The sequence below is a fragment of the Cellulophaga baltica genome (assembly GCF_900102165.1).
In the GTDB taxonomy this organism is placed as follows: domain Bacteria; phylum Bacteroidota; class Bacteroidia; order Flavobacteriales; family Flavobacteriaceae; genus Cellulophaga; species Cellulophaga baltica.
In genome coordinates, this window is record NZ_FNBD01000016.1 from 53429 (window position 1) to 61465 (window position 8037).

At 33.7% G+C, this 8037-nt stretch carries 9 protein-coding genes; 6 read left to right on the forward strand and 3 right to left on the reverse strand.

The annotated features are described in order from the left end of the window. Window positions 1–51 precede the first annotated feature (51 nt). A complete protein-coding gene (def, locus tag BLQ19_RS19050; protein WP_025614301.1) occupies window positions 52–642 on the reverse strand; it encodes a peptide deformylase in 591 nt (196 codons plus the stop codon). A gap of 4 nt (window positions 643–646) precedes the next feature. After that, a complete protein-coding gene (gene ruvX / locus BLQ19_RS19055; protein WP_074539387.1) occupies window positions 647–1057 on the reverse strand; it encodes a Holliday junction resolvase RuvX in 411 nt (136 codons plus the stop codon). A gap of 104 nt (window positions 1058–1161) precedes the next feature. Here ruvX and BLQ19_RS19060 point away from each other — a divergent pair, with 104 nt between their 5' ends. The 3 genes from BLQ19_RS19060 (at window position 1162) to BLQ19_RS19070 (ending at window position 4676) form a co-directional block, all read left to right on the forward strand. Next, window positions 1162–1977: a 2,3,4,5-tetrahydropyridine-2,6-dicarboxylate N-succinyltransferase gene (locus BLQ19_RS19060; protein WP_025614299.1), complete on the forward strand. Its 816-nt coding sequence runs from the start codon at window positions 1162–1164 to the stop codon at window positions 1975–1977. Window positions 1978–2166: 189 nt separating this feature from the next. Further along, a complete protein-coding gene (locus tag BLQ19_RS19065; RefSeq protein ID WP_173399761.1) occupies window positions 2167–2850 on the forward strand; it encodes a phosphocholine cytidylyltransferase family protein in 684 nt (227 codons plus the stop codon). Beyond that, window positions 2850–4676: a CDP-glycerol glycerophosphotransferase family protein gene (locus tag BLQ19_RS19070; RefSeq protein WP_074539388.1), complete on the forward strand. Its 1827-nt coding sequence runs from the start codon at window positions 2850–2852 to the stop codon at window positions 4674–4676. The genes BLQ19_RS19065 and BLQ19_RS19070 overlap by 1 nt, the downstream gene beginning before the upstream one ends. Here BLQ19_RS19070 and BLQ19_RS19075 read toward each other — a convergent pair. Continuing rightward, on the reverse strand, window positions 4673–5443 hold the full coding sequence (locus BLQ19_RS19075; RefSeq protein ID WP_074539389.1) for a glycosyltransferase family 2 protein: 771 nt from the start codon (window positions 5441–5443) through the stop codon (window positions 4673–4675). The genes BLQ19_RS19070 and BLQ19_RS19075 overlap by 4 nt on opposite strands. 172 nt (window positions 5444–5615) lie before the next feature. On the opposite strand from BLQ19_RS19075, the gene BLQ19_RS19080 reads away from it, so the two are divergent. The 3 genes from BLQ19_RS19080 to BLQ19_RS19090 all read left to right on the forward strand — a co-directional run bounded on the left by BLQ19_RS19080 (window position 5616) and on the right by BLQ19_RS19090 (window position 8025). Beyond that, the gene (locus BLQ19_RS19080; RefSeq protein WP_074539390.1) at window positions 5616–6176 is read left to right on the forward strand and encodes an L-threonylcarbamoyladenylate synthase; all 561 of its coding nucleotides are present in this window, start codon (window positions 5616–5618) and stop codon (window positions 6174–6176) included. A 1-nt stretch (window position 6177) separates the two neighbouring features. Next, a complete protein-coding gene (locus tag BLQ19_RS19085; protein ID WP_074539391.1) occupies window positions 6178–7599 on the forward strand; it encodes a CCA tRNA nucleotidyltransferase in 1422 nt (473 codons plus the stop codon). 159 nt (window positions 7600–7758) lie between these two features. Beyond that, a complete protein-coding gene (locus BLQ19_RS19090; RefSeq protein ID WP_038507923.1) occupies window positions 7759–8025 on the forward strand; it encodes a transposase in 267 nt (88 codons plus the stop codon). The last annotated feature ends 12 nt before the right edge of the window (window positions 8026–8037 follow it).

An 8037-nucleotide genomic window follows, 5' to 3' on the forward strand; every position in this document is an offset into this window, starting at 1 on the left:
ATTTTAATTTCTGGACAAATATTAAACTTTTACGGTAATAAAAAAACTAGATTATCTTCCTTTTTTCATATCAGGGAAACGCATGCGGTAATCTGCATTAATTTTTCCTTTAGAAATATTACTTAATTTACCTTTTATCAAACGTTTTTTAAGACTTGAAAGCTTGTCTGTAAACAAAATTCCTTCAATATGATCGTATTCATGTTGAATTACTCTTGCCAACAAACCACCATAGGTTTCACTTTTCTCATTAAAATTCTCATCTAAATAAGTGATTTTAATGGTTTCTTTTCTATTCACATCTTCACGGATATCCGGAATACTTAAACAACCCTCATTAAAAGTCCACTCTTCTCCCGTCTCCTCCTCTATCTTGGCATTGACAAAAACCTTTTTAAAACCATTTAATGCTTTCTGATCTTCCGGAGCTAAATCTTCATCCTCAGAGAATGGAGTGGTATCAATAACAAATAAGCGAATAGGCAAACCAATTTGTGGTGCAGCCAAACCAACGCCACTTGCATTATACATGGTTTCCCACATATTTTCTACTAAGGTCTCAAGTTTAGGATAATCTTTTGTAATATCAGTTCCTACTTTTCGTAAAACTGGATCTCCGTACGCTGTAATGGGTAATATCATTGTATTAAATTCTATTTAAATATGCTTGTAAAATAATGGTAGCACTAATCTCATCAACCAGAGCCTTATCTCTTCTTTGTTTCTTTTTCAGGCCACTATCAATCATCGTTTGAAAAGCCATTTTAGAAGTAAAACGCTCATCTTGGCGTTCTATTCTCATCATTGGAAAACTTACTTTCAATTTCTCTAGAAATGGAAGTATCAATGCCTCAGATTCTGATACCTGATTATTCATTTGTTTAGGCTCACCAACTACAATAAGTTCAACACTTTCTGTTGCAATATAGTTTTTTAAAAATTCAATCAATTCCTTAGTGGCTACCGTAGTTAATCCTGATGCAATAAGTTGTAACTCATCGGTAACAGCAATTCCTGTTCTAACTTTACCAAAATCAAGTGCAACAATCCGTGCCATCTAAATTATATTTTTTGCAAAAATAAAGGATAAATTGTTATAACTATAAATTCCCGCGAATAATTAGCGCGTAGGACTTATATTTGAGAAAATTTTAGCGTAAAATGACTGAATTAAGAGAGCAAATAGAAAAAGCTTGGGACAACCGAGATTTATTGAAAGAAGAGAAGACACAAACTGCAATACGCTCAGTAATAGACTTATTAGATGACGGAAAATTGCGTTGTGCAGAACCTACAACAGACGGATGGCAAATAAATGAGTGGGTTAAAAAAGCCGTAGTACTTTATTTCCCAATTCAAAAAATGGAAACTCTTGAAGCGGGTATTTTTGAATATCACGATAAAATGCCTTTGAAAAAAGGATATAAAGAAAAAGGAATACGTGTGGTACCAGGAGCAACAGCAAGACACGGAGCTTATATTTCTGCTGGAACTATTTTAATGCCTAGTTATGTAAATATAGGTGCTTATGTAGATGAAGGCACTATGGTAGATACTTGGGCTACCGTTGGTAGTTGTGCTCAAATAGGCAAAAACGTTCACCTTAGCGGTGGTGTTGGTATTGGTGGTGTTTTAGAACCATTACAAGCCTCTCCTGTCATCATAGAAGACAATGTATTTGTTGGTTCTAGATGTATTGTTGTAGAAGGTGTACGTGTAGAGAAAGAAGCAGTTTTAGGTGCAAATGTTGTGCTTACAGCATCTACCAAAATTATAGATGTTACTGGAGATACCCCTATAGAACGCAAAGGTTTAGTTCCTGCAAGATCTGTAGTTATACCGGGAAGCTATACTAAAAAATTCCCTGCAGGAGAATACAATGTTCCTTGTGCATTAATTATAGGTACGCGTAAAGAAAGTACCAACAAAAAAACGTCTCTAAATGATGCCCTTAGAGAATATGATGTAGCCGTATAAGGCTACAAACGACTATTTTAAGAATAATCTCCCATGGTTTTAATAGCCTATGGGAGATTTTTTTTTGAAATCGTTTTCACATAAATACCTTAAAATATTATTTATACAGGCCATTTTTTTTTAGGTTTGCCAACCTATAAAAACGATTGTTCTTGTAACTATTTTACAAGTTTAAAATATACTTTGATTATGAAAATAGTGATACTAGCTGCCGGAATGGGGTCAAGATTGGGAAATCCATTTCCTAAACCTTTAACGCCTTTGGTGAATGGAAAAAGTATCATGCAAATGCAGGTAGATAATATAAATTCTTACTATTCTGTAGAAGACATAAATGTAGTAGTAGGTTTTAAAAAAGACTTAATCATGGAACGTTTTCCTGAGGTAAGCTATATCTACAATCCTCTTTTTGATACTACAAATACCTCTAAAAGCTTATTAAGAGCTTTAAGAAAATTTAAGGATAAATCTGTTCTTTGGATGAACGGCGATGTTGTTTTCGATGAAAAACTATTTGACGTCTTAAATCCATTTATCAAAAAGAAACAGTCTTTTGTTGCTGTAAACACCAGTAAAGTGGCCGATGAAGAAGTTAAATACACCCTGGAAAATGGATTTATTAAAGAACTATCAAAAACGGTAAAAGGCGGACTAGGAGAAGCGGTTGGTATTAATTATATTGCTTCCAAAGATATTAATAGCTTTATTGCTAGACTAGAAGAATGCGATGCCAATGACTATTTTGAACGCGGCATTGAAATTGCCATTGAAAAAGATGGTCTAGAAGTATGTGCTGTTGATATTTCACAATTCAATTGTATGGAAGTAGATTTTCAAGAAGATTTAGATAACGCCAATAAGCTACTAGAATAATGAACACTATTCTTTTTTGTCAGAATGCCTATGCTTTTGGGATTTTAGCTCCCATTAGAGATGTATTGCAAAAGGAAAATCATGAGTATATCTGGTTTATAGCACCGAAGTTATTAGATACATTCCCTTTCAAAAAAGAAAATTTTACGACGAGTATTTTAGACCTTCAATTGTTTGAAAGTGATGCTATATTTGCTCCTGGTAATGAAGTCCCGTATTATCTACGAGGCGTAAAAGTGCAAATATTTCATGGCTTGGCAGGTGAAAAAAAAGGGCACTTTAGAATCCGCCATTATTTTGATTTGTACCTTACACAAGGACCCTATTTTACAGAAAAGTTTAATAGATTTAAAGCGCAACATCAAGATTTTGACGTTGTAGAAACGGGATGGCCTAAATTAGATATTTACCATACAGCTGTTCAAGAATATCAGAAAGAAAAAGAGGCACTTTTAAAGGACTATCAAACAGATAAAATTATTTTGTATGCCCCTACCTTCTCTCCTAGCCTAACTTCTGCACCTTATTTACTAGATCAAATTAGAGAATTAGCCCTAAGTACAGGCTATCTCCTGCTGCTTAAATTTCATGATTTAATGGATCAAAAATGGATAGCAGCGTATAAAAAACTATCCGAAGAAATCCCTAATATTCTTTTTAAAGAAGACAAGAATATTACCGAATCGCTATTGCTGGCAGATCTAATGATCAGTGATACTTCTTCTGTTATTTATGAGTTTTTATTGTTAGATAAACCAGTAATTACTTTTAAAAATATCTCTAAAAATATACAGTGGCTAGATATTAAATCTTATGAAGGGTTAGTTGGCAAGGTTAAAGCTACGCTAGAGCATGATACGTATGCTCCTCAAAGAAAAACGTTGAATGAACAGTACCACCCGTATAAAGATGGAAAATCTGCAGCGCGAATGGTGCAAACTACCCAAGAGTATATTGCAAAGAATGGTGTGCCAAACGAAAGGAAGTTATCGTTTTTAAGAAAGAAGAAAATACATAAAATCTTTGGAACACCAACGAAAGACATATTTACAGGGCCTAAAAAAAATAAAATTTCGGCGCTTGTCATTACCTATAATGAAGAAGAACATATCAACGGTGTTTTAGAGAACTTACAATTTGCAGACGAGATCATTGTTGTAGATTCTTTTAGTACGGATACAACCATTGAAAAGCTAAAGGCTTTTAACAACATTCATTTAATTCAAAGACCTTTTAAAGATTTTACAGATCAGAAAGCGTATGCCTTAGCACAAGCTACGCACAATTGGGTTTTATTTATTGATGCTGATGAGCGGCTAACAGATGCCTTGAAAAATGAAGTGCTAAAAACTGTAAATTCTGATCAAAAGAAAGCAGCTGCTTATTATTTTTTGAGAATATTTATGTTCGAAAAACAACGGATACGTTTTACTGGAACGCAATCTGATAAAAATTACAGGTTGTTTCAGAAATCTAAAGTGAAATTTGATACTACAAAAACGGTACACGAAACACTGTTGGTAGACGGAGAATCTAAGGTGTTAAAAAATAAGCTTATCCATTATTCCTATAACAACTTCGAGGAGTTTAAAAACAAGCGATTAAAATATACCAGCATGCAAGCCAACGAATTATTGGCTAAAAACAAAAAACCTACGGCATTTCACTTTATTGTAAAACCAGCGTTTCGTTTTTTTAAACACTATGTAATTGGCTTAGGCTTTTTAGACGGAAAAAAGGGACTTGTCTTAAGCTACTTAATGGGCTTGGGAATCTATAATAGGTATAGTGAACTCAAAAGATTACGCAAAGAGAATCAGCCTTAAAACATCAACTGTTTCTTTACCTGCTTATATTGTTCATTGGTTTTCATATATTTAATCCCCATATAATACGCTGCTAAATAAGACCAATAGAATCCTTCTTGACCATTTAAGAAATTAAGCTCTAGGAAGTATTTTTTAAAAAATTCAAATTTTACTTTTATAAAAATATACCCTATTCCATACTGCTTATTTTTAAGGTATTTTCCTTCTGAGAAGATAGAAGCGTAATTCGACAGCTTTTCTATATAATTGTCTAATGAACGGGTTGTAAAATGGAGAAAATCATTTTTCAACTTATCTGACGGTCCTTCTAAAACAACATTTTCATGTACTTTTTTACCGTCAAAATTACCCATATTCTTTTTAAAGAAACGCAAGATATACTCCTTACTCTCAGGACCGTATTCAAAAACTTTACCTAAAAAAACGTGCTTCCTTTTTAAATAATATCCATTGTTAGCGGTGCCAGAAGCAAGCACATCTTGTATTTCGGCTATTAATTCGTCCGTTAAAATTTCATCAGCATCTATGCTAAGCACCCAATTATGGGTCGTTTGCTCCAAAGCAAATTGCTTTTGGGTGCCAAAACCTTCAAAATCTTTATGAAATAATTTTACCTGATATTTTTTACAGATTTCTATAGTGGCATCTGTGCTTCCTGAGTCTACCACAATAATTTCATCGGCCCAAGAAAGCTTATTCAGACATTTATCTATAATTCGCTCCTCATTGTACGTAATAATAAAAACAGACAATTTCTCCTTCATAGTACACTTTTAAAATAGCTGTAATTGCATTTCTACTACAAATTACATCAAAAAAACATTGCTATAACAGCTTTTAGAGCCCTATTATTATCTCATTTGCACTAAAACATCTGGAAAAAGATTTATTTTAATCGTTATTAAAAGGTTATTTTTGAGCCCTAAAAATTTTATCATGCAGGAAGAAATAAATAAATGTATCGAAATTCTTTCTAAAGGTGGGCTAATTCTGTACCCTACAGATACAGTATGGGGTATTGGTTGTGATGCTACTAATGAGGAAGCCGTTGCTAAAATATATGCGCTAAAAAAGCGGGCGAACACTAAAACAATGATTTGTTTAGTCGCTAATGATTTTATGTTAGAAAAGCATGTAAGCGCAGTACCAGAGGTAGCTTATGACATCATAGATTTAGCTACAAAACCTACTACCATTGTGTATGACGCTCCTAAAGGGGTTGCTAAAAACTTAGTTGCAGAAGATAACACCTTAGCTATTCGTATCGCTTCAGATAAGTTTTGCCAATACCTGATTAACAAATTTAAAAAACCCATTGTTTCTACCTCGGCAAATATTGCAGGAGAACCAACACCGCAAACTTTTAAAGAAATTAGCGGTGCAATTTTAAAAGGTGTAGACTATGTGGTAAATTTGCACCAAGATAAAAATTCAGAAACACCTTCCTCTATTATTAAACTCGGAAATGATGGAGTTGTAAAAATTATCCGAGAATAGCATGACGCAGACAAATCACGAGCAGGCCCTAACTAATCCAGTATTTAAAGTAATTTCTAATGCAGCAAAAGAGCTAAACCTAGACTGTTATGTTATTGGAGGTTTTGTACGTGACTACCTTCTAGAAAGAGGTACGGCTAAAGATATTGATATCGTTGCCATTGGCAGTGGTATAGCACTTGCTAAAAAAGTAGCTAGTAAGCTAAAAGGAAAACCAGAAGTTTCTGTTTTCAAAAATTTTGGTACGGCCATGATTAAACATGGCGATCTTGAATTAGAATTTGTTGGGGCACGTAAGGAAAGCTACCATGAGGATAGTAGAAAACCGGTCGTAGAAGACGGTACTCTAGAAGACGATCAAAAAAGAAGAGATTTCACTATCAATGCTTTGGCGATTTCTTTGAATGAAGAAAATTACGCTACGCTTCTAGATCCTTTTAAGGGTATTCAAGACTTATCAGATAAAATAATAAGAACACCCCTAGCTCCAGGCATTACCTATTCTGATGATCCATTAAGAATGATGCGCGCCATCCGTTTTGCTACGCAACTAGATTTTAAAATCGAAGAAGCATCCCTAAATGCAATCACAGAACACAAAGACCGTATAAAAATTATTTCAAAAGAACGGATTGTAGATGAGCTGCATAAAATTCTAGCGAGTAAAACTCCGTCTTTAGGCTTTTCATTATTACATAAAACAGAATTACTAGGTTATATACTTCCAGAACTTACTGCCTTACAAGGTATTGAAGAGATAGAAGGACAACGCCATAAAGATAATTTTTGGCATACTTTAGAAGTGGTTGATAACATTGCCAAAAACACAGATAACGTATGGCTACGTTGGGCTGCCCTACTCCATGATATTGGAAAAGCTCCTACAAAACGTTTTGATAAAAAAATAGGTTGGACCTTCCATAGCCATGAATTCATAGGCTCCAAGATGGTCTATAAGTTATTTAAAAGGTTACGCATGCCTTTGAATGATAAAATGAAATTTGTTCAAAAAATGGTCTTATTGAGTTCTAGACCTATTATCTTATCGGAAGATTTTGCAACAGACTCTGCTGTACGTAGATTAATTTTTGATGCTGGAGAGAATATTGAGGATTTAATGACCCTATGTGAAGCAGATATCACTACCAAAAATCCTAAAAAGCAAAAACGCTACCAAAATAACTTCAAACTTGTAAGACAAAAAATTGTTGAAGTAGAAGAACGTGATCATGTACGTAATTTTCAGCCACCAATTAGTGGCGAAGAAATAATGGAGACGTTTAACTTAAAACCATCTAAAGAAATTGGAATTATAAAAGAGGCAATTAAGGAAGCAATTCTTGAAGGCGAAATTCCAAATGAATATGATGCAGCTTATCAATTCATGCTTCAAAAAGGTAGTGAAATTGGTTTAGAAAGCTAATTAATACACTAAATTTGATTGATTTCTTTTCTTACTAATGGATCTATATTCTTGTTTTTTTTCTAAATTATAGTCTTATGAAAGCTACTTGTGTAGGCTTCCCTAAAAATAGGACAGTTTATAATTCGAATTTACTAACTTTAAATTCAAACTGTCACAATGAAAAACAGCAAATTTAGCGAGAGCCAGATTATTAAAGCTCTTAAGGAAAATGAACAAGGAAGATCCGTAGGTGATTTATCTAGAGAATTAGGAATTGACAAAAGCACCTTCTACTATTGGAGAAAGAAGTACGGCGGTATGGAACAACAGCAGCTTAAACGTTTAAAAGAACTTGAAGAAGAGAACAATAAACTTAAACAGATGTATGCTGATGTGAGTCTTGATAATAAGATGCTTAAAGACGTATTGTTAAAAAAGTTCTAAAGCCTTCCGACA

What these genes read in the sequence shown, in the direction of transcription:
- def (WP_025614301.1), bottom strand. Translation starts at nt 642, where the DNA reads ATGATATTACCCATTACAGCGTACGGAGATCCAGTTTTACGAAAAGTA.
- ruvX (WP_074539387.1), bottom strand. Translation starts at nt 1,057, where the DNA reads ATGGCACGGATTGTTGCACTTGATTTTGGTAAAGTTAGAACAGGAATT.
- BLQ19_RS19060 (WP_025614299.1), top strand. Translation starts at nt 1,162, where the DNA reads ATGACTGAATTAAGAGAGCAAATAGAAAAAGCTTGGGACAACCGAGAT.
- BLQ19_RS19065 (WP_173399761.1), top strand. Translation starts at nt 2,167, where the DNA reads ATGAAAATAGTGATACTAGCTGCCGGAATGGGGTCAAGATTGGGAAAT.
- BLQ19_RS19070 (WP_074539388.1), top strand. Translation starts at nt 2,850, where the DNA reads ATGAACACTATTCTTTTTTGTCAGAATGCCTATGCTTTTGGGATTTTA.
- BLQ19_RS19075 (WP_074539389.1), bottom strand. Translation starts at nt 5,443, where the DNA reads ATGAAGGAGAAATTGTCTGTTTTTATTATTACGTACAATGAGGAGCGA.
- BLQ19_RS19080 (WP_074539390.1), top strand. Translation starts at nt 5,616, where the DNA reads ATGCAGGAAGAAATAAATAAATGTATCGAAATTCTTTCTAAAGGTGGG.
- BLQ19_RS19085 (WP_074539391.1), top strand. Translation starts at nt 6,178, where the DNA reads ATGACGCAGACAAATCACGAGCAGGCCCTAACTAATCCAGTATTTAAA.
- BLQ19_RS19090 (WP_038507923.1), top strand. Translation starts at nt 7,759, where the DNA reads ATGAAAAACAGCAAATTTAGCGAGAGCCAGATTATTAAAGCTCTTAAG.